Annotated in this window: 27 protein-coding genes and 1 other annotated feature; of the genes, 23 read left to right on the top strand and 4 right to left on the bottom strand. The window is 57.3% G+C overall.

Annotated elements, in window-relative coordinates:
* Positions 1 to 50: 50 nt before the first annotated feature.
* The 10 genes from GZH47_RS06265 to leuS all read left to right on the top strand — a co-directional run bounded on the left by GZH47_RS06265 (position 51) and on the right by leuS (position 9,139).
* A complete protein-coding gene (locus tag GZH47_RS06265; RefSeq protein WP_404823763.1) occupies positions 51 to 626 on the top strand; it encodes a YqeG family HAD IIIA-type phosphatase in 576 nt (191 codons plus the stop codon).
* Positions 623 to 1,747, top strand: a complete 1,125-nt coding sequence (yqeH, locus tag GZH47_RS06260) for a ribosome biogenesis GTPase YqeH (protein ID WP_162639222.1) — start codon at positions 623 to 625, stop codon at positions 1,745 to 1,747. The genes GZH47_RS06265 and yqeH overlap by 4 nt, the downstream gene beginning before the upstream one ends.
* A gap of 40 nt (positions 1,748 to 1,787) precedes the next feature.
* Complete coding sequence (aroE, locus tag GZH47_RS06255; RefSeq protein WP_162639220.1) at positions 1,788 to 2,645, top strand: shikimate dehydrogenase; 858 nt, start codon at positions 1,788 to 1,790, stop codon at positions 2,643 to 2,645.
* A 33-nt stretch (positions 2,646 to 2,678) separates the two neighbouring features.
* The gene (gene yhbY / locus GZH47_RS06250; protein ID WP_162639218.1) at positions 2,679 to 2,972 is read left to right on the top strand and encodes a ribosome assembly RNA-binding protein YhbY; all 294 of its coding nucleotides are present in this window, start codon (positions 2,679 to 2,681) and stop codon (positions 2,970 to 2,972) included.
* A gap of 56 nt (positions 2,973 to 3,028) precedes the next feature.
* On the top strand, positions 3,029 to 3,604 hold the full coding sequence (gene nadD, locus GZH47_RS06245; RefSeq protein ID WP_162645098.1) for a nicotinate-nucleotide adenylyltransferase: 576 nt from the start codon (positions 3,029 to 3,031) through the stop codon (positions 3,602 to 3,604).
* Positions 3,591 to 4,166 (top strand): bis(5'-nucleosyl)-tetraphosphatase (symmetrical) YqeK, encoded by a 576-nt coding sequence (gene yqeK / locus GZH47_RS06240; protein WP_162639216.1) that lies wholly within the window; start codon positions 3,591 to 3,593, stop codon positions 4,164 to 4,166. The genes nadD and yqeK overlap by 14 nt, the downstream gene beginning before the upstream one ends.
* Entirely contained in the window at positions 4,163 to 4,510 is a 348-nt protein-coding gene (gene rsfS / locus GZH47_RS06235; protein WP_162639214.1) for a ribosome silencing factor, read from the top strand. Before yqeK ends, rsfS begins: the two co-directional genes overlap by 4 nt.
* Positions 4,507 to 5,442, top strand: coding sequence for a CvfB family protein (locus GZH47_RS06230; protein ID WP_162639212.1), 936 nt, complete (start codon positions 4,507 to 4,509; stop codon positions 5,440 to 5,442). Before rsfS ends, GZH47_RS06230 begins: the two co-directional genes overlap by 4 nt.
* Before the next feature lie 12 nt (positions 5,443 to 5,454).
* Positions 5,455 to 6,210 (top strand): class I SAM-dependent DNA methyltransferase, encoded by a 756-nt coding sequence (locus GZH47_RS06225; RefSeq protein WP_162639210.1) that lies wholly within the window; start codon positions 5,455 to 5,457, stop codon positions 6,208 to 6,210.
* Between the two features lie 168 nt (positions 6,211 to 6,378).
* Positions 6,379 to 6,611 (top strand) — a binding site (T-box leader).
* 89 nt (positions 6,612 to 6,700) lie between these two features.
* Positions 6,701 to 9,139, top strand: coding sequence for a leucine--tRNA ligase (gene leuS / locus GZH47_RS06220; protein ID WP_162639208.1), 2,439 nt, complete (start codon positions 6,701 to 6,703; stop codon positions 9,137 to 9,139).
* Between the two features lie 61 nt (positions 9,140 to 9,200).
* Here the strand turns inward: leuS and comER are convergent, their stop codons facing one another.
* Complete coding sequence (gene comER, locus GZH47_RS06215; RefSeq protein ID WP_162639207.1) at positions 9,201 to 10,040, bottom strand: late competence protein ComER; 840 nt, start codon at positions 10,038 to 10,040, stop codon at positions 9,201 to 9,203.
* A 201-nt stretch (positions 10,041 to 10,241) separates the two neighbouring features.
* On the opposite strand from comER, the gene GZH47_RS06210 reads away from it, so the two are divergent.
* The 9 genes from GZH47_RS06210 to GZH47_RS06170 all read left to right on the top strand — a co-directional run bounded on the left by GZH47_RS06210 (position 10,242) and on the right by GZH47_RS06170 (position 20,095).
* The gene (locus GZH47_RS06210) at positions 10,242 to 10,823 is read left to right on the top strand and encodes a ComEA family DNA-binding protein (RefSeq protein ID WP_162639206.1); all 582 of its coding nucleotides are present in this window, start codon (positions 10,242 to 10,244) and stop codon (positions 10,821 to 10,823) included.
* A gap of 66 nt (positions 10,824 to 10,889) precedes the next feature.
* On the top strand, positions 10,890 to 12,182 hold the full coding sequence (locus GZH47_RS06205) for a homocysteine synthase (protein ID WP_162639205.1): 1,293 nt from the start codon (positions 10,890 to 10,892) through the stop codon (positions 12,180 to 12,182).
* A 33-nt stretch (positions 12,183 to 12,215) separates the two neighbouring features.
* Positions 12,216 to 12,746: a deoxycytidylate deaminase gene (locus tag GZH47_RS06200; protein ID WP_162639204.1), complete on the top strand. Its 531-nt coding sequence runs from the start codon at positions 12,216 to 12,218 to the stop codon at positions 12,744 to 12,746.
* A 226-nt stretch (positions 12,747 to 12,972) separates the two neighbouring features.
* The gene (locus tag GZH47_RS06195) at positions 12,973 to 15,873 is read left to right on the top strand and encodes a ComEC/Rec2 family competence protein (RefSeq protein WP_162639203.1); all 2,901 of its coding nucleotides are present in this window, start codon (positions 12,973 to 12,975) and stop codon (positions 15,871 to 15,873) included.
* A gap of 210 nt (positions 15,874 to 16,083) precedes the next feature.
* On the top strand, positions 16,084 to 16,872 hold the full coding sequence (locus GZH47_RS06190; RefSeq protein ID WP_162639202.1) for a gluconate 2-dehydrogenase subunit 3 family protein: 789 nt from the start codon (positions 16,084 to 16,086) through the stop codon (positions 16,870 to 16,872).
* A 21-nt stretch (positions 16,873 to 16,893) separates the two neighbouring features.
* Positions 16,894 to 18,615: a GMC family oxidoreductase gene (locus GZH47_RS06185; protein ID WP_162639201.1), complete on the top strand. Its 1,722-nt coding sequence runs from the start codon at positions 16,894 to 16,896 to the stop codon at positions 18,613 to 18,615.
* On the top strand, positions 18,612 to 19,376 hold the full coding sequence (gene tatC, locus GZH47_RS06180) for a twin-arginine translocase subunit TatC (RefSeq protein ID WP_192043589.1): 765 nt from the start codon (positions 18,612 to 18,614) through the stop codon (positions 19,374 to 19,376). Before GZH47_RS06185 ends, tatC begins: the two co-directional genes overlap by 4 nt.
* An 83-nt stretch (positions 19,377 to 19,459) precedes the next feature.
* Positions 19,460 to 19,657 carry a twin-arginine translocase TatA/TatE family subunit gene (gene tatA / locus GZH47_RS06175; protein WP_162639200.1) on the top strand — a complete coding sequence of 66 codons (198 nt, stop codon included), beginning with the start codon at positions 19,460 to 19,462 and terminating at the stop codon, positions 19,655 to 19,657.
* A 9-nt stretch (positions 19,658 to 19,666) separates the two neighbouring features.
* Positions 19,667 to 20,095: a cupredoxin domain-containing protein gene (locus GZH47_RS06170; RefSeq protein WP_162639199.1), complete on the top strand. Its 429-nt coding sequence runs from the start codon at positions 19,667 to 19,669 to the stop codon at positions 20,093 to 20,095.
* 82 nt (positions 20,096 to 20,177) lie between these two features.
* Here the strand turns inward: GZH47_RS06170 and GZH47_RS06165 are convergent, their stop codons facing one another.
* Positions 20,178 to 20,507 carry a hypothetical protein gene (locus GZH47_RS06165; RefSeq protein ID WP_162639198.1) on the bottom strand — a complete coding sequence of 110 codons (330 nt, stop codon included), beginning with the start codon at positions 20,505 to 20,507 and terminating at the stop codon, positions 20,178 to 20,180.
* A gap of 150 nt (positions 20,508 to 20,657) precedes the next feature.
* On the opposite strand from GZH47_RS06165, the gene GZH47_RS06160 reads away from it, so the two are divergent.
* The 4 genes from GZH47_RS06160 to holA all read left to right on the top strand — a co-directional run bounded on the left by GZH47_RS06160 (position 20,658) and on the right by holA (position 24,872).
* Positions 20,658 to 21,617, top strand: coding sequence for a D-2-hydroxyacid dehydrogenase (locus GZH47_RS06160; RefSeq protein WP_162639197.1), 960 nt, complete (start codon positions 20,658 to 20,660; stop codon positions 21,615 to 21,617).
* 211 nt (positions 21,618 to 21,828) lie between these two features.
* Positions 21,829 to 22,377 (top strand): RNA polymerase sigma factor, encoded by a 549-nt coding sequence (locus GZH47_RS06155; RefSeq protein WP_162639196.1) that lies wholly within the window; start codon positions 21,829 to 21,831, stop codon positions 22,375 to 22,377.
* On the top strand, positions 22,374 to 23,603 hold the full coding sequence (locus GZH47_RS06150; RefSeq protein ID WP_225446379.1) for an anti-sigma factor: 1,230 nt from the start codon (positions 22,374 to 22,376) through the stop codon (positions 23,601 to 23,603). The genes GZH47_RS06155 and GZH47_RS06150 overlap by 4 nt, the downstream gene beginning before the upstream one ends.
* 246 nt (positions 23,604 to 23,849) lie before the next feature.
* On the top strand, positions 23,850 to 24,872 hold the full coding sequence (gene holA, locus GZH47_RS06145; protein ID WP_162639194.1) for a DNA polymerase III subunit delta: 1,023 nt from the start codon (positions 23,850 to 23,852) through the stop codon (positions 24,870 to 24,872).
* 15 nt (positions 24,873 to 24,887) lie between these two features.
* Here the strand turns inward: holA and GZH47_RS06140 are convergent, their stop codons facing one another.
* Together GZH47_RS06140 and rpsT are read right to left on the bottom strand one after the other, a co-directional pair.
* Positions 24,888 to 25,049, bottom strand: a complete 162-nt coding sequence (locus GZH47_RS06140) for a hypothetical protein (protein ID WP_162639193.1) — start codon at positions 25,047 to 25,049, stop codon at positions 24,888 to 24,890.
* 54 nt (positions 25,050 to 25,103) lie between these two features.
* Complete coding sequence (gene rpsT, locus GZH47_RS06135; RefSeq protein ID WP_162639192.1) at positions 25,104 to 25,376, bottom strand: 30S ribosomal protein S20; 273 nt, start codon at positions 25,374 to 25,376, stop codon at positions 25,104 to 25,106.
* Between the last annotated feature and the right edge of the window lie 66 nt (positions 25,377 to 25,442).

Here is a 25,442-nt window from a genome sequence, read left to right as displayed (position 1 = left end):
TTTGCGTGATAGCAACCAAAGGCTGGTCGTACTCATGCGCATATATGAGCATGCTCATAAGCGTACTGCTCGCCTATGCAACCGAAGGAGTCGAAACTATGTTTGAACGGCTGTTGCCGCATATGCGCGTCAATACCATCTATGATATTAATTTGCATGCCTTGAAAGAGCAGGGCATCGTCGGCATTATTACCGATCTTGACAATACGCTCGTCGGAGCGAGAGTGCCCCTGGCGACCCCTGAGCTTGTCAAATGGCTCGACGACGTGCGCGATCTCGGCTTTAAAGTCGTGATCGTGTCCAACAATAACGAAACGCGTGTTTCCAAATTTGCGAAGCCGCTCAATATTGCGTCCGTCCATGCCGCGCGCAAGCCGGCCAACAGGGCATTCATCCGTGCATTGCAGGCACTGGACCTGCCGGCGGAGAAAACAGCCGTCATTGGCGATCAGATGATGACGGACGTGCTCGGCGGCAGGCGGATGGGGTTGTTCACGATTTTGGTCAGACCCATTGCGCCGGACGATGAAGGCATCATGACCCGTTTCAATCGGATGCTTGAGAAAGTCGCCCTGTCCCGTCTGCGGAAGAAAGGGCTATGGCCCGAGGAGGAACGGAATTCATGATTAAGCACCAAGAAGAAGGCGTAAAGTCGTGCGCTGGCTGCGGCGTCAAGCTGCAAACCGAGGCATCGGACAAGATCGGATACATTCCGGCATCGGCACTGGAGAAGGAACCGCCTGTTTGCCAGCGCTGTTTCCGGATCAAGAACTATAATGAAGCGGCATCGGTCGCGATCGACCAAGACGAATTCCTGCGGTTATTGGGCGGCATCGCCGGCACGCAAAGTCTCGTTGTCCATATCGTCGACCTGTTCGACTTCGAGGGCAGCTTGATTTCCGGACTGCAGCGATTCGTCGGGAACAACCCCGTGCTGCTGGTCGTTAACAAGATCGATTTGCTGCCGAAGGGCATCAACCCGAACCGCTTGCTCAATTGGGTGCAGAAGCAGACGAAGGCGGAAGGCTTGAAAGTCGTCGACATCGTGCTCTGCTCCGCCAAACGCAATATCGGCTTCGAGCGCGTCATTGAAGCGATCGGCAAACACCGCGGCGATCGCGATGTCTATGTCGTCGGTGCGACGAACGTCGGCAAATCGACGCTCATCAACCGGCTGATCCGCGATTACAGCGACTTGGAACGCGAGCTAACCACGTCCCGCTATCCGGGTACGACGCTGGACGCGGTCCATATCCCGCTGGACGATGGCAAAGAGATCATCGATACGCCGGGGATCGTCTACGGGCATCGGATGACGGAGATCGTGCCGCGCGACGTGCTCGGCGCCTTGCTGCCGGATAAGCCGATCAAGCAGCTCGTCTATCAGTTAAATGCCGGTCAGACGCTGTTTTTCGGCGCGCTGGCCCGATTCGATTTTATCGAAGGGGACCGTCAATCCTTCTCGATCTATGTTTCCAATGCGCTGCAGGTGCATCGGACCAAGCTGGAGCGCGCGGACGAGCTGTTCGCGGATCATAAAGGCGAAATGCTGGCTCCGCCTTCGCGGGAGCAGCTCGCCGATATGCCGGCATGGACGCGTCATCGGCTGAATATCCGCCGGGGAACCGACACCGATATCTTCGTCTCGGGTCTCGGCTGGATTCACGTCAATGCCGCGAGCGGCGCGCTTGTGGACATTCATGCGCCGAAGGGGATCCGGGTGCTGACCCGCGATGCGCTCATTTAGTCCACCGCTTCATCACGTCTAGGGGAGAGTGACAGGAAGAATGGGCAACAATGTGGACAGCCATACGGTGCTCTACAGCGTCATCGGAGACCCGATTCGGCACTCCAAGTCGCCGATCATGATGAACCGCGCCTTCCGGGAATGCGGCATCAACGGGATCTATACGGCGTTTCATATCACGGCTGACCGGCTCGGCGATTTCGTCGCCGGCGTTCGGGCGATGGGCATTCGCGGCGTGAACGTCACGATTCCGCATAAGCTCGACATCATGCCATTGCTGGATGAAATTCACGAGAGCGCGCAGGCGATCGGAGCCGTTAACACCATCGTGAACGACGGCGGCCGATTGACCGGCTACAATACGGACGGCATCGGCTATGTCCGGTCGCTCAAGGAAGAAGCGAGATCCGACTTGTCGGGCGCGCGCGTGCTTATCGTCGGAGCGGGCGGAGCTACGCGCGGCATTCTCTATGCCCTTGCCCGCGAAGGCGTTGCCTCGGTGACGATTTCGAACCGGACCGTCGCGCGCGCGCAGGAGCTGGCGGATGCGTTCGGCGGCCAAGGCCCTTCCATTCGGGCGATCGGGCAGGATGAACTGCAGGCCGCATGCGCGGATAGCGACATTATCATTAACACGACGTCGATCGGCATGTATCCGAACGTGGATGCAACGCCGCTTGACTGTTCGTGGCTTCGCCCGGGCACCATCGCCAGCGATCTGATCTACAACCCGCTGACGACGCGCTTCCTGGAAGAGGCGAAAGCCCAAGGCTGCCTCATTCACGGCGGACTTGGCATGTTTATTTACCAAGGCGCTTACGCCTTCGAATATTGGACGGGGCAGCCGGCTCCCGCGGCGGCAATGCGCGAAACGGTGCTGTCGGCGCTTCAGTCCTAAAGCCTAATTACCATGAGAGAAGGAACACAAACTATGTTGACAGGTAAGCAAAAAAGCCATCTGCGCTCGCTCGCGCATCACTTGAACCCGATTTTTCAAGTCGGCAAGGGCGGCATGAACGATAATTTGATCCGCCATATCGAAGAAGCAATCGAAATTCGCGAACTTATCAAGGTGAACGTGCTCAACAACAGCGTCGAAGATCCGAAAGAAGTAGGCGCGTGGGTAGCGGCGGAATCCGGCTCCGAGCTCGTACAGGTCATTGGCAAGACGATCGTGCTGTACAAAGAATCGAAGGACCACAAGACAATCGAGCTGCCTAAGTAGGGGCTCGTCAGGCTGGAAACGGAAGGAGCTGCGGGCAATTGGTTAAAGTCGGCTTTATGGGCGGCACGTTCGACCCCATTCATTACGGACATTTGCTTGCCGCCGAAACCGCGAGGGAGACGTGCGGCTTGGACGAAGTATGGTTTTTCCCGTCGGGTGAGCCGCCTTTGAAAGACAGCGGACCGCAGGCCGACGGGGCGTCGAGATTGGAGATGGTGTATCGGGCAATCGACTTCCAGCCGCATTTCCGTGCGATGGATATCGAATTGGAGCGGGAAGGCACCAGCTTTACGATCGACACGATCAAGGCGCTGCACGAGCTGTATCCCGACCGTTCGTTCAGCATCATTATCGGCGCGGACCGCGTCAACGACCTGCCGCAATGGCACGAGATCGAAGCGCTCGCGGGGATGGTATCGTTCATCGGCGTCACCAGGGCGGGGGAAACGTTCCAATTGGAGCAGCTTCCGTCGTTCATCGCCGACAAGCTGACGATCATCGAGATGCCTTTAATGGATATTTCCTCTACCGCCATTCGGAATCGCGTCGCCGCAGGACGTTCCATCCGGTTCTTGCTGCCGGAGAAAGTGCATTCTTTCATTCGGAGGAACGGACTCTATGAATCGGTATGAGATGATGGAGGCCGTCAAGGCGGAAATGCCGGAGCGGCGCTGGAAGCACACGCTCGGCGTCATGGAAACGTCGGTGCTGCTCGCGGAACGGTTTCAAGGCGATCCGGTCCGGGCCGAGCAGGCGGCAATTCTTCACGATGTAGCGAAGTATTGGCCGACGGCACGCATGGAAACGATGATCAAGGAGCAGCGGCTTCCGGAAGAACTGCTCCGCTACGATAAAGAACTATGGCATGCGCCGGTCGGCGCATTCGTCGCTGAACGGGATTACGGCGTGAACGACGCCGAAGTCTTGGATGCAATCCGCTATCATACATCGGGTCGCGAAAGCATGACATTGATGGACAAAATCGTCTGTTTGGCCGACTATATGGAGCCGGGACGGGATTTTCCGGGTGTCGATCACATTCGGGAGCTGGCCGGGCATAGTCTGGAAAAAGCGCTGCTCGCGGGCTTCGATTCGACGATTTCATATTTGCTGCAGCAGGGCAAACGGATCTTTCCGCTGACCATTGCTGCAAGGAATGATTTGATTACACAACTACGGGAGGCTGGGCAATGACAATTAGCTCTGAAGAACTGCTGCAAGCGGTCGTAACGGCGGCAGAAGATAAGAAAGCACAGAATATCGTCGCGCTCGATCTGCAGAACATCTCGCTCGTCGCGGATTACTTCGTTATTTGTCACGGTAATTCGGACGTTCAAGTTCAGGCGATCACGACGGAAATCCGCAAACAGGCGGAATCGCGCGGCGTTCGCGTTCGCGGCATCGAAGGCGCGGACAGCGGCAGATGGGTGCTCGTTGATATCGGCGACGTCGTCGTGCACGTATTCCACCGGGACGAACGCGAATATTACAGTATCGAACGACTTTGGTCGGATGCGAAGGTCGTGGAGTTTGCATGACTTTGATCGCCGGCACGACAATGAATTTGAAGATCGCGCGTGAAGTTTCGCCTTACGGATACTTTATGACCGACGGCGAGAACGAAGTGCTGATGCATTATACCGAGCTTGTCGGCCATCGCCCGCAAATCGGCCAATTCTATGACGTGTTCCTCTTCTTCGATTCCGAGGACCGCATCGCCGCTACGATGAAGAAGCCGCTTATCCAGCTCGGACAAGTGGCTCGTCTTGCCGTTGCGGACCTTCATCCGCGCATCGGCGCGTTTCTGGAGATGGGGCTTGGCAGGCAGCTGCTGCTTCCGTTGTCGGAGCAGCCGGAGCTGAAGGAGCTGCGTCCGAAACGCGGCGACGAGGTGCATGTTATCCTCGCCCACGACAAGATCGGCCGTCTGGTCGCGAAGGTCGCGTTCGAGGAAGAACTGGCAGAGGTTGCGTTCAACGCACCGAGCTCCTGGCACAACACTTGGGTCGAAGGCTGGGTCACGAAGACGCTCAAAATCGGCTCGTTCGTCATGATCGACGGCGGCGTGCTCGGTTTCGGCGCATACGGCTTCATTCCTGCGGAGGAGCGGACGCGGCTGCTGCGGCTTGGCGAGCGCGTGAAGGCGCGCGTGACGTTCGTCCGCGAGGACGGACGCGTGAACCTGTCGATGAACCAGCGCAAGGAAGTCGGCCGTTTGGAGGATTCCGACCGGATTCTGGCGTTTATGAAAGAACGTCCGAATGGCGGAATGCCGTACTCCGACGAGACGCAGGCCGAGATCATCAAGCAAAAGTTCGGCATCAGCAAAGGCGCGTTCAAGCGTGCCCTGGGTAAATTGATGCGCGACGGGCTTGTGACGCAGGAAGGCAGCTGGACGAAGCTGACGGAGCAGGGCGCTGCGGCATCGGCTGAACCGGCACCGGCATCGAAACCGGGCGTTTCGGAGTAAGGAGGCGGCGTGATGGAAGCATACACGCAGTTTGCAACCGTATATGACCGCTTGATGGCGGACATGCCTTATGGGGAATGGCTTGCATTCGCGGAGGCCTGTTGGAAGCGGTACGGAAAACCGTCGACCGTCGTCGATCTCGGCTGCGGCACGGGCAGCGTATCGATTCCGCTCGCTCGCGCGGGCTATACGGTATACGGGATCGACCTTTCATCCGATATGCTGACGATCGGGCGCGGCAAGCAGGGCGATGCGGTCATCGGCGGAACGGTGACATGGCTGGAGCAGGATATGACGGAATGGGAGATCGGCGAGCCTGCCGACAGCGTGATTTCGTTCTGCGACTGCATCAACTATCTGACCGAGGAAGACGATGTGTTGGCCGCGTTTCAGGCGACATTCGCCGGGTTGAAGCCGGGCGGCGTCTTTCTGTTCGACGTCCATGCGCCGCAAACGCTGCAGCGTTATGCGGAGGAGCAGCCTTTCGTGCTGGACGAGCCGGATGTCGCGTATATCTGGACGAGCGAGCTGGATGAGGAGCGGATGGAAATCGAGCATCGGTTGACGATTTTCGCCGAAGCTTCCGGGGGTCGCGGAGGAACGTTCGCGCGTATCGAGGAAGTGCATGTTCAGCGCGCGTATGACGCGGAATGGATTAAGGAAGCCCTGCTGGCGACCGGCTTCTCGAAGGTGGACGCATTCGGAGACTTCAAGCTGGAATCGCCGGATAACGACACGGAGCGGTTGTTTTTTGCCGCCGTGAAGTGACGGTTGAATTGTCAGCTTGAATAGGAGCTATCCATAGACGTTATGAACAGACAGACATAGGCATGGCCGTCAAGCGCCGCTTGGCGGCTTGTTGTATTATAGGGTCAGTAGGCGTTACAAACCTTGACATGACGCGACACGTTCCATATAATCGAATTATCTATTGAAAAGATGGCGTTGAAGAGGAGCAGTAGCTTTGGAGCGTTAGGACTAGAGAGCCGGCGGGTGGTGGAAGCCGGACCAACGTGAAGCGAACTCGCCTTGGAGCCGCATGCGATCGAATCTCCGATTCGGGAAGCATGCCGTTTCGCCCGCGTTAAGGGTATAGAGTGAGCGGCGGTAAAGAATACCGTCCGTTAACTAGGGTGGTACCACGGGAGCGTAATCCTCTCGTCCCTAGCGATTTCGCTGGGGGCGGGAGGTTTTTTATTGCATTCTGCGGCATGCAGGCATGCTTGCACAGGGTAGAGAACAGGGAGGTAAATCGATTATGACACAGGAACGTCAGGAACAGCAGGGTTATAACCCGCTCGTTATCGAGCCGAAATGGCAGAAGCATTGGGATGAGAACAAATCGTTTAAGACGACGGAGGACGCGGGCAAACCGAAATTTTACGCGCTCGACATGTTCCCGTATCCGTCCGGAGCAGGGCTTCACGTCGGACATCCGGAAGGCTACACGGCGACGGATATCGTCTCGCGTTACAAAAGAATGCGCGGCTACAACGTCCTTCACCCGATGGGCTGGGATGCGTTCGGATTGCCGGCGGAACAGCATGCGCTCGATACAGGCGAGCATCCGCGGGAGATTACGGTCAAGAACATCAACAACTTCCGCCGCCAGATCAAATCGCTCGGCTTCTCGTACGACTGGGACCGCGAATTCAGCACGACGGACCCGGATTACTACAAATGGACGCAGTGGATTTTCATCCAGCTGTTCAATAAAGGGCTTGCTTACGTAGCGGAAGTACCGGTCAACTGGTGTCCGGCGCTTGGCACGGTATTGGCGAACGAAGAGGTTATTAACGGCCTCAGTGAACGAGGCAATCACCCGGTCATCCGCAAACCGATGCGCCAATGGGTGCTTCGGATTACGGAATACGCAGAGCGCCTGCTCGAGGACTTGGAAGAGCTCGACTGGACGGAGAGCATCAAGGACATGCAGCGCAACTGGATCGGTAAATCCACGGGCGCGGAAGTGACGTTCGCGATCGACGGTCACGATGCATCGCTCGTCGTCTTCACGACTCGTCCGGATACGCTGTTCGGCGCTACGTACTGCGTGCTTGCGCCTGAGCATGAGCTGGTGGCTGCGATTACGACGGCGGAACAACAAGCAGCGGTGAAAGACTATCAGGAGACGGCTGCGCGCAAGAGCGATCTGGAGCGTACGGACCTGAACAAAGACAAATCGGGCGTATTCACGGGCGCTTATGCGATCAATCCGATCAACGGCGTACGCGTGCCGATCTGGATTGCCGATTATGTGCTTGCGGGCTACGGGACGGGCGCCATTATGGCGGTTCCCGGCCATGACGAGCGCGACTGGGAGTTCGCGAAGCAGTTCGATCTGCCGATCCTCGAGGTCGTGCAGGGCGGTAACGTGAGCGAAGCGGCGTTCGCCGGCGAAGGACCGCATGTGAATTCGGGCTTCTTGGACGGCCTCGGCACGGAAGAAGCGATCGCGAAGGCGATTGAATGGCTGGAAGCAGAGGGTAAAGGCCAAGGCAAAGTAACGTATCGTCTCCGCGACTGGCTGTTCAGCCGTCAGCGCTATTGGGGCGAGCCGATCCCGATTCTTCACTTGGAAGACGGCACGATGAAGCCGGTTCCGGACGATCAATTGCCGCTTCTGCTGCCGGACGTCGAACAGATCAAGCCGTCTGGCACAGGCGAATCTCCGCTGGCCAACGTGACGGAATGGGTCGAGACGGTCGATCCCGAAACAGGCATGCGCGCGCGCCGCGAGACGAACACGATGCCGCAATGGGCAGGAAGCTGCTGGTATTACCTGCGCTTCATCGATCCGCATAACGCCGAAGAGCTCTGCTCCAAAGAAAAGCAGGCCGAATGGCTTCCGGTCGATCTCTATATCGGCGGCGCCGAGCATGCGGTGCTTCACTTGCTCTATGCGCGTTTCTGGCACAAGGTGCTCTACGATATCGGCGTAGTCGATACGAAAGAGCCGTTCCACAAGCTGGTCAACCAAGGCATGATTCTCGGCACGAACAATGAGAAGATGAGTAAATCCCGCGGCAACGTCATTAATCCGGACGATATCGTGAACGAGTACGGCGCGGATACGCTGCGCATGTACGAAATGTTCATGGGCCCGCTGGAGGCAACGAAGCCTTGGAATACGAACGGCGTAGAAGGCATGTACCGTTTCCTTAGCCGCGTATGGCGCTTGTTCATCGGCGACAACGGCGAGCTGAGCGAGAAAATCGGCGGCGACGCCGCGGATGCGTTCAAGCGCACATGGCACCGCACCGTGAAGAAAGTAACGGACGATTACGAGAACCTGCGTTTCAACACGGCGATCAGCCAATTGATGATCTTCGTGAACGACGCGTACAAAGCGGATTCGCTGCCGCGCGAAGCCGTGGAGCAGTTCGTGCAAATGCTGTCGCCGCTGGCGCCGCATATCGCCGAGGAATTGTGGTCGAAGCTGGGCCGCACCGACGCCTTGTCTTATGCAGCATGGCCGGCTTACGAGGAAGCTTGGACGGTCGATCAAGAAGTCGAGATCGTCGTGCAAGTGAACGGCAAGATCATGGATCGGATCTCCATCGCGGCCGATACGGACGAAGCGGAAATGGAACGGATCGCGAAAGCGTCAGATAAAGTGGCAGAAGCGATTGCAGGCAAGACCGTTCGCAAGCTGATCGTCGTGAAAGGCAAGCTGGTTAACATCGTCGTCGGCTAATCCGGCATCGACATCGAACCTGAAAAAAAGAGGTGAACGACCTCTTAACGCAAAGCATGCGTTAAGGGCCGTTCACCTCTTTGCCGTACAAGGCGTCGGAGACGCGCTCGAGATCCTCGTGGTACTTGGCATGGGTGGCCCGGATAACCCCGTTGAACACGCCGTCCAGCTCCCGGTTCAACAGTGCCAGCGCCTGCGCGGTAATGCCGCCGGGAACGACGACCCGGGCTTGCAGCTCTTCGGGCGACATGGCCCCGCCGGTGAGCAGCTGACCCGTACCGAGCAGCATTTCGCTGGCGATCAGCCTGGCTTGCTCGCGCGGGATGCCGGTCTCTTCGTACGCCGCATCGATAAATCTCTGGAGGAGGCAGGCCATGATGGCAGGGCCGACGCTGGATAGATCCGAAACGACGCGCGTATGCGCCTCATCGATTTGAAGCGGTTCGCTTATATAGGAGAGCAGGCCGTTGAGCCTGATGATATCGGCATCGGTCATACGGCTGCCGTACATGCAGAGCGTAGCTCCGCTGCACATGTAATTGGTGATGCTCGGAATCACCTTGGCGATCTTGCAAGGCAGCGAGTCCTCCAGCTGTTTCAGCAGAACGGGGCTCGTGATCGATATGACAAGCTGGTTCGGTTGGACGTATTCGCGGATGCCGTCGAGGACTGTTTTGTATTCATGCGGCTTCACGCATAGGAAAATCACGTCCTGATCGATGACGGCATCGCGGTTCAAAGGGACAGCCTGCAAGCCGGGGTGACGGTCAGCTAAGCAGGCGGCTTTGCCAAATGTTCGATTGCTGGCCGTGATTTGCGATGGCTTTAACGCCCCCGAGCCGATAAATGCATCGATTAGCAAGCTGCCCATGCTCCCGATCCCGATAAACCCGACATTCATTGCAATCCCTCCCATGCGCCTTTTTTGCATCAGCGCAGCTTCAACAGCATTTTACGATTCGATCGATGCGCTTCGAACGCCTCGCTTCCCAAGCGTCGGAATCGAAGCGATGATGCTCTTACTACACTATGCAAGCCGGCAAGGCCATCATGACCATTTTTCTGGAAAAAGATCGTATAACGACAAAAGGAGGCGATTGCCATGTTGAAGCGGCCGAAAAGCAGAACCGGATGGAGCGCATCGCAGTGGGGAGCCGCCGCATGCATCGCGGTTGCTTTGCTCCTGATCGCCGTGGCGCTGATGAAGAACGGTTCGAACGATCAGCCCGAATGGCAGGATATGAACGGGCAAGTGGATCGCGCCTTGATGCCGTTGGAATTGAAAGCAGCGGACAAGCAGGATGCGGCGAAGAAAGACTTAGAGAAGCCGGACGCTGATAAGATGCCGGATGCTGATAAGAAACTGGATGCTGACACTGACAGGAAGCAGGAGCCGCCGAAGGATGGAACGGCAGCGGAGCCGTCGAAGGACGAAGCGGACACCGTGCCGGCGGAAGGAAAGGATGCTGCATCGGCTTCCGGCGAAGGCAAGATCGATATTAATCACGCTTCCGCAGCGGAACTGGACGCCCTTCCCGGCATCGGCGCTGCCAAAGCGGAGGCGATCGTGGCGGACAGGGAACGGAACGGCCTTTTTCAACGATCAGACGATTTGCTCCGTGTCAAGGGAATTGGGCCGAAACTACTAGATAAAATGAAGTCTTACATTGTTCTCCAGCCATGATTATGCGACAATGATAGAGATAGGGTCATTGCTGGCCCGTCCATTCAGGCGAGGAGGAAATTTCAAATGTCCGAACAACGCAAGCTTTCGATTGAAACGCTATCCGTCCACGGAGGCCAGGAAATTGACCCGACCACCCTTTCGCGCGCAGTGCCAATCTATCAAACGACTTCCTATGGATTCCGAGATTCGGAACATGCGGCTAATTTATTCGCTTTGAAGGAATTCGGCAACATCTATACGCGTATCATGAATCCTACGAGCGACGTATTCGAGAAGCGGATCGCCGCGCTCGAAGGCGCGCCGGCGGCGCTTGCAGTCGCTTCCGGTTCATCCGCCATTACATATTCGATTCTGAACATCGCCGAAGCCGGGGACGAAATCGTTTCGGCTAACAGTTTGTACGGCGGTACGTACAATTTGTTCGCGCACACGCTGCCGAAGCTCGGGATCAAAGTCACTTTCGTCGATCCGTCGAATCCGGCCAACTTCGAAGCGGCGATTACGGACAAAACAAAAGCGGTGTTCGCCGAAACGATCGGCAATCCGAAGGGCGACGTCATCGATATTGAAGCGGTGGCCAACATTGCCCACAAGCACGGCATCCCGCTTATTATCGACAATACGTTCCCGAGCCCGTACCTATGCCGGCCGATCGAGCATGGCGCGGACATTGTCGTCCATTCGGCGACGAAATTTATCGGCGGCCACGGCACGTCCATCGGCGGCGTCGTCGTAGACGGCGGCAAGTTCGACTGGAAGAGCAGCGGCAGATTCCCGGGTCTGACGCAGCCGGATCCTAGTTATCATGGCGTCGTATATACGGAAGCGGTAGGGCCTGTCGCGTACATTATCAAGATGCGCGTGCAACTGCTGCGGGATACGGGGGCGGCCATCTCGCCGTTCAACTCGTTCCTGCTGCTGCAGGGCCTGGAGACGCTGCATCTGCGGATGGAGCGCCACAGCTCGAACGCAATGGCGGTCGCGCAATTCCTCGAGCAGCACGAAGCGGTCGAATGGGTAAACTATCCGGGACTAGCCAGCCATCCGTCCTACGACCTGGCTCGGAAATACATGCCGAAAGGACAAGGCGCGATTCTGACCTTCGGCATTAAAGGCGGCATCGACGCGGGCAAGAAAGTCATTGACGCCGTGCAATTGTTCTCGCATTTGGCGAATGTCGGCGATTCCAAATCATTGATCATTCATCCGGCCAGCACGACGCACCAGCAGCTGGACGAGAACGATCAGCTCGCCGCGGGCGTGTCGCCGGGCATGATTCGGTTGTCGATCGGCACGGAAGGCATCGATGATATTTTGCATGATTTAACACAAGCTTTGGCAGCTAGCCAGCAGTAATTGCATGACAGCAGGAAGGATGACTTCTTAGACATGGCACCGGAAGTGCAAGACGGATTGAGAAAAGATTGGGATACGTATTTTATGGACATCGCGTATATGGTTTCGACCCGTTCGCGCTGTCCCCGCAGGCATGTCGGAACCGTGCTCGTGCAGGGGAAGAAGCTGCTCGGTACTGCGTATAACGGCGCGCCTATGGGCGTAGCGGACTGCTCCGAGGACGGCTGCATGATCGTGGAGGAGCTGGAAATGCAGGTCGAGGACGGCGTGGAGCGCATGATCAAGAAGCAGCGCTGCATTCGAACTATTCACGCTGAGCAGAATTTGCTCCTATTCACGGACCGGATCGATCGCGAGGGTTCGACCGTTTACGTGACCGATCAGCCTTGCTGGACATGCGCCAACATGCTTGCGAACAGCGGCGTGAAGGAAGTCGTGTATCATCGCGCGTATTTGAAGGACAGCGAGAAAGTCATTTCGCTTATGCAGGTGAAAGGTATCGTATTCCGGCACTTGTCCGCATACGCGCCGCCGGTTCAGGCTGGCATGGATGTCATTTCATAACGGGTTTCGCGATGCAAGAGGAAGAACCTCTGGCTGCGCCCGGGAAAACAGTGTTTGGCCGTTAATGGCCGGGCACGTTTTTCCAGGGTCGGCCGGAGGTTTTTTTGCATTTTTGCAGTTACGCCGAGCGTAGGCGAATGGAGTATGACAAGCGTGATCGTCAAGTGGATGGACTTGCTGCCGTTACGCGTAGCGTCGGCGGACATTAACAAGGAGGCTGAGTCCGATGTCGCAGAGGCCGCTCGTTTGGTTTACCGTTTGCTGGGTGCTGGGCAGCAGCGCTGCCGCGTCCTTGCCGTCGCTCGGAATCGCTGCTGCCGGTGCGGCGCTGCTTGCTTTGCTGGCGTCGCAGGTTCTGCTGCGGCGCTGTTCGTGGACGCTCGCCGCCGCTTGTATGGCGGCGTTCGGGTTGGCCGCCGGGCAGCGGACGTGGACGGATGCCCGGAACGTTACGGCGCTGCCGGAGCCCTATGCGGCTGCGCTTGCGGCTTCGCCTGCGGACGGAGCGGCTTATGAAGCGAAGCTCGCAGGGAAGATCGTGTCGCCGCCGGAGATTGACGGCGACCGCGTGCAGTTCCGCGTGGCGGGCAGCAGCATCGCCGTCAGCGGGGAAGGAGCGCCCGTGCCGGTGAAACTCGGCGGCGAGCGGCTGCTCGTGCAGGTCAAGCTGGCGAAGGAAGAAGAGCTGCAGGCGGCCGCGGCATGGAAGCGCGGGCAGCAGGTCATCGTCACCGGCGCATTAACGGTGCCGGCCTCCGGCACGAATTTCGGCGGCTTCGATTACCGCGCTTATCTGCGCGGCCAGCGGATCCACTGGCTGCTCGGCGCGGACGGTGCGGCCGCCGTCCACGCGAGCGCCGGCCCGCGCTGGAGCGTCGCTTCGCTGCTGCAGCGAATGGATGCCGTGCGCGCCGCGCTCGGCCGGCGGATGGACGCGCTGTATCCAGGCGTCCAAGCCGGTTACATGAAAGGCCTCGTCCTCGGCATAAGCGATGATCTCGATCCCGCCATGTTCCGCCAGTTTTCGCAGCTGGGACTTACGCATATCCTGGCGATTTCAGGCCTGCACGTCGCCGTCTTCCTCTATGCGCTCGGCGGCCTGCTTCGAATGCTGCGCATGACGCGCGAACGCATGCTGCTCGTCATGATCGCGGCGGTGCCGCTCTACGTGCTCCTTGCCGGCGCATCGCCGTCGGTCGTCCGCTCCGGCATCATGGCCATGCTCGGCTTAGCCGCGGCGCGCTTGCACAAGCTGAAGGACGGCTTGCATTTGTTGGCGGCCGCCGCCTTGCTTATGCTCCTGTGGGAGCCGTACATGCTCGGAAACGTAGGCTTTCAATTGTCGTTTCTCGTGACAGCCGGACTCATAATGGGCACGTCGTCGTTCCGCAAGCTGCTTCCCCGGGGCGGGAAGTGGTGGACCACCTCGATGTACGATTTGCTTTCCGTCACCGTAGTCGCGCAGGCGGTCTCGCTGCCGCTCACGATCTATTATTTTAACGGGCTGCATGTGCTGTCGATCGCCGCAAATCTGGTCCTCGTGCCGTTCATCAGCTTTGTCGTCATGCCGCTCGGCGGGGCTTCGCTCCTGTTGGAAGGGCTGTGGCATCCTGCAGGCGTCCTGGTCGCGCAGATGACGGTGCTCGGTAACGAGCTGACTTTCGGATTCATTATGAAGCTGAGCAGCTGGAAGAGCTTCCGGCTCATTTGGGCTACGCCGCCCTTGTGGTGGGTCGCGGCATTTTACGGGGCGCTCGGCGTCGTGTTCTATACGCTGGGCAAGCTGCAGGCGGCGAAGGAAGATTCGGCTGCCGCCGAAGGGGAAACTTCGAGGGAGGTGAGCAGCATTGCCGATGAGCCCACGCAGCCTCTGCAGTTGCCGCGTGCCAACCAATCTCGCGTAGAACCTCGCAATGCGGGTAAGGACGCCGAAACCGCCGTTTGGTCAGCTCCGTTCATTGAGCTTCCTACTGTTTCGCCAGCAGCCCAGAGGAAGCATCATTTCGCGCTTGCCGGTGCTGTCTCTGCCTTGGCGGCCCTGCTCGTCGGCGCATATTATCCGGATGCCTTCGACCGAAACGCTTATGTCGATTTTTTGGACGTCGGTCAAGGGGACTCCATCTACATCCGAACAGCTGGTGGCAAGCATATGCTCATCGACGGCGGAGGAGCTGTGTCTTTCGGCAATTATGAGGCTTGGCGCCAACGCAAAGATCCGTTCGAGGTCGGAAGGAAAGTCGTCGTGCCGCTGCTTCAGCAACGCGGCGTGCATCAGATCGACCTGCTCGTGCTGTCTCATCTCGACAGCGATCATATCAAGGGATTGCTGGCCGTCATGGATGCGATTCCGGTACGGGCCATTCTCTGGAACGGCACGGTGAAAGCATCCGAGGATGCCGTATCGCTGCTTCGTTCGGCGGTGGATGCGGACATTCCGATGTATCGTGCGGCGAGCGGGCTGAATTGGCGCATAGACAGCGGCGCGTCCATTCAAGTCATCGGCTCGCCGCCAAGTTTGCTAGATGCGGAATCGTTCCGGTCCGTCGTGGATGCGAAGGCTCCATCGTCCGCATCTGAGGAGCTCGCCTCCTCTCCTCCAACAACCGGAGTACCGGACGCAGCCATTCCTGCCGTGCCGGACGTGGAGGATCAGAACGGAGAAAGCACGGCGCTGCTCATCAATCTATACGGCAGGCAATTCCTGTTCACCGGCGACGCGGACGCCGAGGAGGAACGCAGTCTGCTGACACAGCTTCACGCGGGGGAGGAGCGCAGCCCCGAGCAGAGTAGTTCTTCGAAAACACCTGCGGCGGAGACGCCGAAGACGCCAACGACGCCGAAGACGCCAGCGACAACAAAGAAACAACAGCCCATCGACGTCATGAAAATATCCCATCATGGAAGCAAATCCTCCTCGACGGACGAATGGCTGGCTTTCTGGCAGCCTTCCGAGGCAGTCATCTCCGTCGGGCGCAACAATATGTACGGTCATCCGCATCCTGATGTCTTGGAACGGTTAAGACAGGCTGGTATCGAGGCTGCCCGGACGGATCTGGACGGGGAAGTACAGTTCCGGATCAACCCGGGCGGAGTGCTGCAGCAACGTCATGACGTCCCGGCCCGCTGACAGCAAGCCGGGCTGTTCGCATGGCTTGCGTCCGATTCACCCATCCGCCACACCTTCGCCAAAACTCCGCTCGCGGCCCGTCCTCCCGTCACCGGACCCGCAACCACCTCATCCCAATTTCTTTCCGTTATCCGTGGATAATGCTGGCCGTTCAGGAAAAGAATAAGCGAAGCGACTACCTCCAACATCCAGGAAGAGAGGCGAATAAACATGGCGAATCCAAAAGAACCACCGCAGCAGCCCCGCGACGAATCGCGCAGGCAGTTTCTGAAATACTCGGGTACCGCTATCGGCGGCGTCGTCGTCGGCGGCGTGATCGGCGGACTTATCGGGGCGAATGCCAAATCGGACAAGGACGAGACGCCGCCGAAGACGACGACCGATACGGGCAAACCGGCGAAAGCCGCCGACCGCGACTACAACCAGGCGCTTATGTTTTTCAATCAGGATCAATTCGTTACCGCGGAAGCGGCGGCCGAGCGGATTTATCCGAAGGATGATTCCGGTCCGGGCGCGAAGGAGCTCGGCGTTGCCTTCTTCATCGACCACCAGATGGCCAGCGCATACGGCATGAACGCGCGCGAGTATATGAGCCCGCCTTTCTACAAGTCGGAGGCTACGCAGGGCTATCAGCTTTCCTTTAAACGCCGGGAGCTAGTCGCGCTCGGACTCGATTCTTTGAACGTGTACAGCAACGACAAGCATCAGAAGGGATTCCCGGATCTTACGCCGGAAGAGCAGGATCAGGTGCTCAGCGATTTCGAGAAGGACGTCGTTCAAATTAAAGGCGTGCCGGCGTCGACATTCTTCACGTATTTCCTGAACCTGACGATCGAGGGCGTCTACGCGGATCCGCTGTACGGCGGCAACAAGAACATGGACGGCTGGCGGATGCGGAATTACCCCGGCAACCAAATGAGCTTTACCGACACGATCGACAAAGAAGATTTTGTGAAAATGGAACCGTTAAGTCTAAGCGACCATCTGGAAATCGGCTAAAGGCAAAGGAGCGAAGTTACAATGGCAACCAAACTTCCCAAAGTGCCGATCGTAATCGTCGGCATGGGCTGGGTAGGCGGCATCATCGCCGCGGAATTGACGAAAGCCGGCCATTCCGTCGTCGGCTTGGAGCGGGGCAAGAGCCGGAATACGCAGGATTATTATCACGTGCACGACGAGCTGCGGTACGCTTCCCGCTATGAATTGATGCAGGATCTGTCGAAGGAAACCGTGACGTTCCGGAACACGTCCAAGCTGAGAGCGCTGCCGATGCGCAGTTACGGCTCCTTCCTCTTGGGGGATGGGCTCGGCGGCGCGGGCGTCCACTGGAACGGGCAGTATTACCGCTTCCTCCCGTACGATTTCGAGATTCGGAGCAAGACGATCGAGCGCTACGGCGCCAAGAAAATTCCGGAAGGGATGGCGATCCGCGACTGGGGCATTAAATACGACGAACTCGAGCCGTATTACGTGAAATACGAGCAGATGGCCGGCATCGGCGGCGAGCCGACCACGCCGGCCAACGTCGGGGCGATGTCCAAAGCATTCCCCGTCGGCCCGATGAAGAAGACGCCTGCCATGAAGCTGTTTGAAGATTCGGCTTCGAAGCTCGGCTACCATCCGTACGTCATCCCATCGGCGAATTTAACCGAGGTGTACAAAAATCCGGACGGCATCGAGCGGGCGCCTTGCCAATACTGCGGCTATTGCGAGCGTTTCGGCTGCGAGTACGGCGCGAAGGCCGATCCTGTCGTAACCGTGCTTCCGGTCGCCCAGAAGTCGGGCAAGCTGGACCTGCGCACGCATGCCAACGTGACGGAGATCCTTCACGACGGGAAGAAGGCGACAGGCGTGCGCTACGTCAATACGCCGACCGGCGAGGAGTACATCCAGCCCGCGGATATCGTCATCATGTCCAGCTACCTGTTCTCCAACGTCAGGTTGCTGCTGCTCTCCAAGCTCGGCACGCCGTATGATCCCGTTACCGATACGGGCTCGGTGGGGCGCAATTACGCCTATCAAGTCAACGGCGCCAGCACGAGCGTCATGTACGAGGACCGTGAGTTCAATTTGGCGATGGGAGCGGGAGCGCTCGGAAGCAGCATCGACGATTTCAACGGGGACAATTTCGACCATAGCGATTTGAAGTTCCTGCACGGCGCGAACATTCGGTTCACGCAGACGGGAATGAGGCCGATCCAGTACCAGCCCGCGCCGACAGGCACGCCGAAGTGGGGCGCGACGTTCAAGAAAGAAACGCTGCATTATGCCAACCGCATCTTGACGGTCGCCGCGCAAGGATCCAGCATGCCGTGGCGTCATCACTATCTGGATTTGGATCCGGAATACAAGGATGCGCTGGGGCTGCCGCTGATCCGGCTGACGTTCGACTTCGAAGACCAGGACCGCGAGCTGGTCAAATACATCGCCGGCAAAACGAAAGAAATCGCCGACGGCATGGGCGGCACGAAGACGGAGATTCACGATTCCATCAAGCAGTACAATATCGTGCCTTACCAATCCACCCACAATACGGGCGGCACGATTATGGGAAGCGACCCCAAGACATCCGTCGTGAACAACTATTTGCAAATGTGGGATGCCGAGAACGTGTTCATCTGCGGCGCGTCCGCCTTCTCCCATAACAGCGGCTTCAATCCGACCGCGACCGTAGGCGCGCTCGCTTACCGGGCTGCCGAAGGCATCGCCAAATATATCGCCAAGCCGGGATCGCTCGTATGAGCGGCGGGGAGAGCGGCAAGCTTTCCGTGGATCGCGATCTGATCAAGCACCTGACAGAGCTGCGCAAGCGGCTGATCATCGCATCGGTCTGGTTCGTATTGTCGCTTGCCGCCGGCCTGTACGTCTCTCCCCGCCTGCTTCACTTCGTGAAAACGCATCTCGGCTCGGTGCGGGTGGAATGGAGCGTGTTCGCGCTGTCCGACGGCATCGCCGTGTACATGAAATGCGCGCTGATGATCGGTCTGATGCTGTCGCTGCCGGTGTTTTTGTACCAAATTTGGGCGTTCGCAAGGCCGGGCATGACGGATGCGGAAGCCAAGAGCACCTTGCTCTACGTACCGATGTCGTTCTTCCTGTTCGTGGTCGGGGTGTTGTTCGGGTATATCGTGGCGCTGCCGATGATGATCTCGTTCATGATCAAGCTCAACCATTCGATCGGCGCGAACGAGGTGTACGGCATTCAGCATTACGTGTCGTTTCTTGTAAGCTTCCTGCTCCCGATGGGACTAGCCTTTGAAATGCCGCTCGTCATGCTGCTGCTCACGCGCGTCGGATTGCTGACGCCGGGCAAGCTGAAGCAGGTGCGCAAATACGCGTACGTAGGGCTGGCCGTCCTGGGCTCGCTGATTTCGCCGCCTGATTTCGTATCGCATATGTCGGTCACGTTTCCGCTCATCCTGCTGTTCGAGATCAGCGCGTTTATCAGCATGCAGTATTTGAGAAGACGCTCGAAACAAGCCTTCAAACCGGCGCTTCCATGATGGCTTCGAGGGGCAGGGCTTCCATTCAAACGGTCGGAACGCGCTTTATAATCTTGCAACACTAGCGAAAGGAGGTTACTGCCATGTTCAACAATGTCGGCGTTTCCGGCTTGATCATTATTTTGGCCATTGCGTTGATCGTATTCGGTCCGGCAAAGCTGCCGCAGCTCGGCCGCGCGTTCGGAGACACGCTTCGCGAGTTCCGCAACTCGACGAAGGGCATCATCATCGACGATGCCGAAGAGAAGCAGCCAGTCAACGAGCTGGAGCAAGCAAAATAAGGAGTGTAGATGATGAAGGAACGGATTCGGAAAGGTCTGCTGACGGCGGTCCTGTGCTGTGCTGCCGCGCTCGCGCTGAGCGGATGCGGGGGGAATAACGACAATGCCGCGAATAACGCCGGCAATAACGCCGGCACGAATAACGGAGCCAATACGGGCGCAAGCTCAGGCGGCGAACAGGCGATTACGGTCAAAGCGTCCAACTTCAAGTTCGATCAGACCGAAATCCGCGTCAAGCAACATGATAAGGTGACGATCAAGCTTCATAACGATGCCGGCTTCCACGGATTTACCATCCCGGATTACAATGTGGATATTAAAGAGAACGACGGAACCGCAAGCTTCACCGCCGACAAGACGGGCGAGTTTCCGTATCACTGCTCGGTCGTGTGCGGTTCGGGCCACGCGAATATGGTCGGCAAATTAATCGTCGAATAGCCGAAATACCCAGGAAAACCTCAATGAAAAAGCCCCATTGCCGACTGCGTCGCATCGCAGATGACAATAGGGCTTTTTTGGGCTAGCACAGTTCCTTGATCTGCTTCGCCAAATCCATCCGCTGCAACTTGAGCTGCCAGATCAGATCCCGGATCGCCGACTCTTCCTCGGAACTGCTGCTTTGGCGCATCTGATTGAACAGCTCCATCATTTTGAAATTGATGGTATTGAACTGCGACCACAGCTGTTCCTTCGTCAAGTCCCGCATATGATCGTCGTAAGCGGATTCCAGCTGGCGCATCGACGCAGCGATTTCAGCCTGCCAAGCCTCATCTCCGAGCGCCGCCGCAAAGTTGTACATATCTAAATGATCGTCCACCCATTGCTTGCTCCATTGCTCTTTGGTCAGCATAGTAAGAACGCCCCTTTCGCGGGTAACGTAACCCTGGATTTCAGTCTTCGCGCAAAACGATCTCGAACCTATGTAACCGTATCCCCCCGGTTTGACACAATTGTCTTCTGGTGGTAATGTTTGTTGCAATCAGGGAGGGAGTCGTTGCTCATGAATACGATCGTTTCCATTCAGGAATTCGCACCGGATCAAGTCGCGGCGCTTCAAGCGGCCCTGCCGGGATTTGCTTTCGTCGATGCGTCATCGCTCGATTCGGAAGCGGCCAGGGAACAGTTGAAGTCCGCTGAAATTATAATCGGCTGGAACCGGGACGTCAAGAAGACGTTGTTCGAAGAAGACATCGCGTTGAAATGGCTGCAAACGTTGAGCGCCGGCGTTGACGCCATTCCGCTCGAGCGGCTTCACGCGCACGGAGCTGCTTTGACGAATGCATCCGGCGTGCATGCGTTTCAAATCTCCGAATCGATATTCGCCATGCTGCTTTCGCTAACTCGCGGCGTGCACCGCGCGATTCGTAACCAGCCGGCAGGATCGTGGCAGCCGTCGCCTCGTCTCGGCGAAGCGCATGAGAAAACCATGGCCATCGTCGGCGTCGGCGCGATCGGTCTGGAAACGGCCAAGATCGCCAAAGCTTTCCGCATGAAAGTACTGGGCGTTCGCAGATCGGGCTCGCCCGCCGAATACGTGGACGAGATGGCGGGACTGGATCAGCTGAACGATGTATTGGCGCAGAGCGATTACGTCGTCAATTGTCTGCCGCTCACGAACGAAACGAAGCACTTGTTCGGCAAAGCGCAGTTCGATGCCATGAAGCCGACCGCGTACTACATTAATATTGGCAGAGGAGCCACGACGGATACGGCCGCTTTGTTGGATGCCCTGCAGAAGGGGGACATCGCCGGTGCCGGCTTGGACGTATTCGAGCAGGAACCGCTGCCGGAAGGTCATCCGCTCTGGACGCTGGACAACGTAATCGCGACGCCGCACGAGGCAGGCAATACGGACTGCTACATGGAACGCGCAATGGAGATCGTGCTGGACAATTTGGCCCATTACCGCGTTCACGGAATTCCGTGCCGCAATCTCGTCGATTTGGCCGCCCAGTATTAATGCCGCGCTGGCACCGAACGAGGACCGTACCAATGCTGGAAATTCTCTGGCAGGGTGTACGGTCCTTTTATTTTCTGCTATTCTTTTGATGTAATAGGTACGTTTAATCGAGGTACCGTGCTCATCTAAAATTTTAATAAAAAAAGTTTATATGCTGTGCAACTTTCGGCGAACCATATCCGTCTGTTAAGTTGCAAGAGGGGGGACCACCGTGGTGGAGCCAGGCCTGATCAAAGCCGCTCAAGCCGGCGATGGCGAAGCTCTTATTGCGCTGTTGCGACAAATAGAGAATCATGTGTACCGGACCGCATTTTATATCGTCAATAACGAGCAGGACGCGATGGATGCCGCGCAAGAAGCCTTGATCCGCATTTATACGAAGATCGGCACGTACGAGGAGAAGGCGCAGTTCAAGACGTGGGTCCAGCGGATCGTTACGAATATTTGCATCGATAAGTTCCGTCGGAACAAGCCGACCGTATCCATCGACGAGCATGACATGGTGTTCCAGGACCATCATTCCGTCGAGGAGGAAGTCATGTCTTCTTATACCTCGCAGGATATCCGCAAGGCGATCGACAAGCTTCCCGAGCATCATCGGGCCGTCGTCGTGCTGCGATATCTGCAGGACTTCTCATACAACGAAATTGCAGACTCGCTTGATTTGCCGCTCAATACCGTAAAATCTTACTTATTCCGGGCAAGGCAGCAGCTGCAAACATACCTGCATGATTACCAGAGAGGAGGTGTCCGAGGATGAATTGTCAAGAGGTGATAGACTATATGCAAAGACAACTTGATGGGGACCTGGATGAACGGGAAACCGAAATCTTGATGAATCATACGCGGCATTGCTCCGATTGCGCGGCTATGTTCGAGCGGCTGAAGCTGCTTTCTTCGGGACTTGAAAATCTGCCTAAAGTTGTGCCAAGCTACAGCCTGGTGGATGCTATATTGCCGAAGCTCGCCGAGATTCAATCATCGGCCGAGCCATCCGTGCCAGTTCCGCATATCGTAATCGGCGGGGTGGATGCGACGCCGCCACCGCGGCGGGCGAAACCGGCCGCAAGCGGCTGGCGGCGCTGGCTTCCGCTTACCGCGGGCGGCGGCGTCGTGGCCGCGGGCGTGCTGATCGGCATGTTCTTCCTAAGCAATCAAGGCATGCATTCGGTTCGCGATAGTGCCAACAGCGCTCAAATGACGGCCGACGCAGGCACCGCTGCATCGAATACGAGCAGCAACGATTCCGCGGATACGTCGAACAGCTTTACTAAATCCACCGGCAGTCCTTCCGCGAGCGATGATGCCAAGAATGACAGCAGCGTCAAGGCGCAGGCGACGAACGATTCAGCGAACGATTCCGCCGTGGAACCGAAGAAAGAGTTTGTCCGCAATGTCGATCCGAACGGTGAACCGATGCCGCCGATAACGGCGGGGGGACAGAACGGAGAAACGGTCGCTCCCGGTGAAAATTCGCCGAATGAATCGTCCATCGTCAACAATTCCGGCAATATGGCCGCGTTGGACAGCGGGGCTGACGGTGCCGCCGACAGTACAACGAAGAGCACTTCGAACGGGGCATCGGATGCTGCGGCGGCTGATTCATCGAAAGCCGCGGATCAGACTTCGGCCGCAACCAATGCCAATACCATGCAAAACGCGGATAAAAGCAGCGTTTCCAATCAAAATGCCGCCTCTCGCAACAATAGCGGCAAGAACAGCTCGCCGACTTCGAAGATCATGGCATCGCCGATTTCCCCGAATCAGCAGTACCAAGCCTTCATTGTCGATGGTGCGGTAAGCATCTATACGGTCAGCGACAGTTTGCCGGTGTTCCTGGGCAGCAGCCGCAAAGACATCTCCGACTTGAAATGGTCGGATGACAGCAAGCAGCTGACGTATACGGCCGTTCAAGCCGACGGCTCGAAGGTCACGTACACGGTCGATCCGAAGGCGGGAACGGAACAGGCGCAATCTAGCAAATAATGATTTTGCCCATGCACACATGGCGTGACATTCGCGTATGGTGTAGAGAAGAAGGAGTCATAAGACGATCGAGCAAGCCTTGACGTCGTATGACCATTCGCAGCCGGTACCATGGACCGCCGCTAGCGAATGTTTATATAGATGTTCGGGGACAAAGGGATGGGGTGCAGGCTGCCGCATCCCTTTGTTGCGTTTTCGTCGGAATGGCGCTATCGTTAGAATAATGTTTTTAAGGGGGACGAGCGGATGGAGCTGAAGGATGCCGCGAAGGAATGGAAAGCGGGGACGTTTAGACCCGTTTACGTGCTATATGGGAAAGACCGTTACCGGATGCGTCAATTCGTCGAATCGTTGACGGACAAGCTGCTGCCGCCGGACGAACGGGAGCTGGGCATCGTGAAATACGATACGTCGGAGACGCCGGTCGAGGAAGCGGTGGCGGAGGCGGATACGATGCCGTTCTTTGCTTCGCGCAAGCTCGTGCTCATTCGGGACGTGTCCGTGCTCGCGGCGGCCCAAGGCAAGGAAGGCAAGCTGGAACACGGCACCGATTCGCTGATCGCTTACTTGAAGCAGCCTTGCGAGAGCAGCGTTGTCGTCTTTCAAGTGATGGCGGAGAAACTCGATGAACGGCGCAAAGCCGTCAAGCTGTTGAAGGAGCAGGGTGCGCTGATCGCCTTCCAGGAATTGCAGGAGCAGGATTTGCTGCAATGGACGATGAAGCGCGCGGAAGAACAGGGAAGAATCATGAACCGCGAAGCCGCGCAGCTTCTGCTGGCCCGGACGGGCACGAACATGCAGCAGCTCGCGCATGAAGTGGACAAGCTCTGTCTCCATGCCGGCGGCGGCGGGCAAATCACGAACGAGGATGTTGAAACGCTGATTGCTTCGACCGTGGAGGAGGACGTATTCGCGCTGATCGACGCGATGGCGTCGCTTAATGTGGAGAAGGCGCTGCGGTTGTATGCGGAGCTCCTGCTGCGCCGGGAAGAGCCGATCAAGATCGCCGCGCTTATTGCAAGGCAGTTCCGGATCATGCTGCAAGTGAAGGAGCTCGAGCAGCATAATTATTCGCATCAGCAGATGGCCGGCCAAATGGGGCTGCATCCGTATGCCGTCAAGCTGGCTGCCGAGAAAGCAAGACGTTTCACGCCTCAGACGCTTGGCCGGCATTTGAGCAAGCTGGCCGAGCTGGATTACGGGATGAAGACGGGCCGGGTAGACAAGACGCTCGGGCTGGAGCTGTTTCTGCTATCGCTGGCTGCGTAATCCGCCCGTGCGGCGTCACGGCCGCTTACAGGCGGCAGGCGGCGTTCGGAACGATACCTGATCGCCCTGGATGACGGACGCCGCCATGCACCTTGCTGGCGGCGTCTCCTGCTTAGCGATTCCGCCCGCCGCACCTTGCAGTGCGCAGCGAACGAACGTATCGCCTTTGAAAGGCATAAAAAAGTCCTGCTCGTTCGCCGAAGCGAAAAGCAGGACCTTCAATTCGTTTGATTAAGCTTGTGCGCTAAGTGCGTTCAGCTTTTTAGCCAGGCGCGACTTTTTACGAGCAGCAGCATTTTTATGGATCAGGCCTTTTGTTACAGCTTTATCCAGCTTTTTCGTTGCAGTGTTCAAAGCTGCTTTAGCGGCTTCAACATCAGTAGCAACAACAGCTTGGTCAGCAGCTTTAACGGCCGTGCGAAGCGCGGATTTCTGAGAAGCGTTCAAAGCGCGGCGTTTCTCGATTGTTTTCACGCGTTTTACTGCGGATTTAATGTTTGGCATTGCATTCACCTCCTGTAAAAAGGGAAAACCCTTTGTAACAACACAACTTGACATAGTTTATCATGG

The sequence above is a fragment of the Paenibacillus rhizovicinus genome (genome assembly GCF_010365285.1).
Taxonomy (GTDB): domain Bacteria; phylum Bacillota; class Bacilli; order Paenibacillales; family Paenibacillaceae; genus Paenibacillus_Z; species Paenibacillus_Z rhizovicinus.
The sequence above is the reverse complement of the archived record's forward strand: the minus strand, read 5'-3'. Positions and strand labels throughout refer to the sequence as shown.

Bases quoted from the DNA above. Each gene is read 5' to 3' on its own strand.
- GZH47_RS06265 (WP_404823763.1), top strand. From the start codon at position 51: ATGCTCATAAGCGTACTGCTCGCCTATGCAACCGAAGGAGTCGAAACT.
- yqeH (WP_162639222.1), top strand. From the start codon at position 623: ATGATTAAGCACCAAGAAGAAGGCGTAAAGTCGTGCGCTGGCTGCGGC.
- aroE (WP_162639220.1), top strand. From the start codon at position 1,788: ATGGGCAACAATGTGGACAGCCATACGGTGCTCTACAGCGTCATCGGA.
- yhbY (WP_162639218.1), top strand. From the start codon at position 2,679: ATGTTGACAGGTAAGCAAAAAAGCCATCTGCGCTCGCTCGCGCATCAC.
- nadD (WP_162645098.1), top strand. From the start codon at position 3,029: ATGGGCGGCACGTTCGACCCCATTCATTACGGACATTTGCTTGCCGCC.
- yqeK (WP_162639216.1), top strand. From the start codon at position 3,591: ATGAATCGGTATGAGATGATGGAGGCCGTCAAGGCGGAAATGCCGGAG.
- rsfS (WP_162639214.1), top strand. From the start codon at position 4,163: ATGACAATTAGCTCTGAAGAACTGCTGCAAGCGGTCGTAACGGCGGCA.
- GZH47_RS06230 (WP_162639212.1), top strand. From the start codon at position 4,507: ATGACTTTGATCGCCGGCACGACAATGAATTTGAAGATCGCGCGTGAA.
- GZH47_RS06225 (WP_162639210.1), top strand. From the start codon at position 5,455: ATGGAAGCATACACGCAGTTTGCAACCGTATATGACCGCTTGATGGCG.
- leuS (WP_162639208.1), top strand. From the start codon at position 6,701: ATGACACAGGAACGTCAGGAACAGCAGGGTTATAACCCGCTCGTTATC.
- comER (WP_162639207.1), bottom strand. From the start codon at position 10,040: ATGAATGTCGGGTTTATCGGGATCGGGAGCATGGGCAGCTTGCTAATC.
- GZH47_RS06210 (WP_162639206.1), top strand. From the start codon at position 10,242: ATGTTGAAGCGGCCGAAAAGCAGAACCGGATGGAGCGCATCGCAGTGG.
- GZH47_RS06205 (WP_162639205.1), top strand. From the start codon at position 10,890: ATGTCCGAACAACGCAAGCTTTCGATTGAAACGCTATCCGTCCACGGA.
- GZH47_RS06200 (WP_162639204.1), top strand. From the start codon at position 12,216: ATGGCACCGGAAGTGCAAGACGGATTGAGAAAAGATTGGGATACGTAT.
- GZH47_RS06195 (WP_162639203.1), top strand. From the start codon at position 12,973: ATGTCGCAGAGGCCGCTCGTTTGGTTTACCGTTTGCTGGGTGCTGGGC.
- GZH47_RS06190 (WP_162639202.1), top strand. From the start codon at position 16,084: ATGGCGAATCCAAAAGAACCACCGCAGCAGCCCCGCGACGAATCGCGC.
- GZH47_RS06185 (WP_162639201.1), top strand. From the start codon at position 16,894: ATGGCAACCAAACTTCCCAAAGTGCCGATCGTAATCGTCGGCATGGGC.
- tatC (WP_192043589.1), top strand. From the start codon at position 18,612: ATGAGCGGCGGGGAGAGCGGCAAGCTTTCCGTGGATCGCGATCTGATC.
- tatA (WP_162639200.1), top strand. From the start codon at position 19,460: ATGTTCAACAATGTCGGCGTTTCCGGCTTGATCATTATTTTGGCCATT.
- GZH47_RS06170 (WP_162639199.1), top strand. From the start codon at position 19,667: ATGATGAAGGAACGGATTCGGAAAGGTCTGCTGACGGCGGTCCTGTGC.
- GZH47_RS06165 (WP_162639198.1), bottom strand. From the start codon at position 20,507: ATGCTGACCAAAGAGCAATGGAGCAAGCAATGGGTGGACGATCATTTA.
- GZH47_RS06160 (WP_162639197.1), top strand. From the start codon at position 20,658: ATGAATACGATCGTTTCCATTCAGGAATTCGCACCGGATCAAGTCGCG.
- GZH47_RS06150 (WP_225446379.1), top strand. From the start codon at position 22,374: ATGAATTGTCAAGAGGTGATAGACTATATGCAAAGACAACTTGATGGG.
- holA (WP_162639194.1), top strand. From the start codon at position 23,850: ATGGAGCTGAAGGATGCCGCGAAGGAATGGAAAGCGGGGACGTTTAGA.
- GZH47_RS06140 (WP_162639193.1), bottom strand. From the start codon at position 25,049: ATGCCTTTCAAAGGCGATACGTTCGTTCGCTGCGCACTGCAAGGTGCG.
- rpsT (WP_162639192.1), bottom strand. From the start codon at position 25,376: ATGCCAAACATTAAATCCGCAGTAAAACGCGTGAAAACAATCGAGAAA.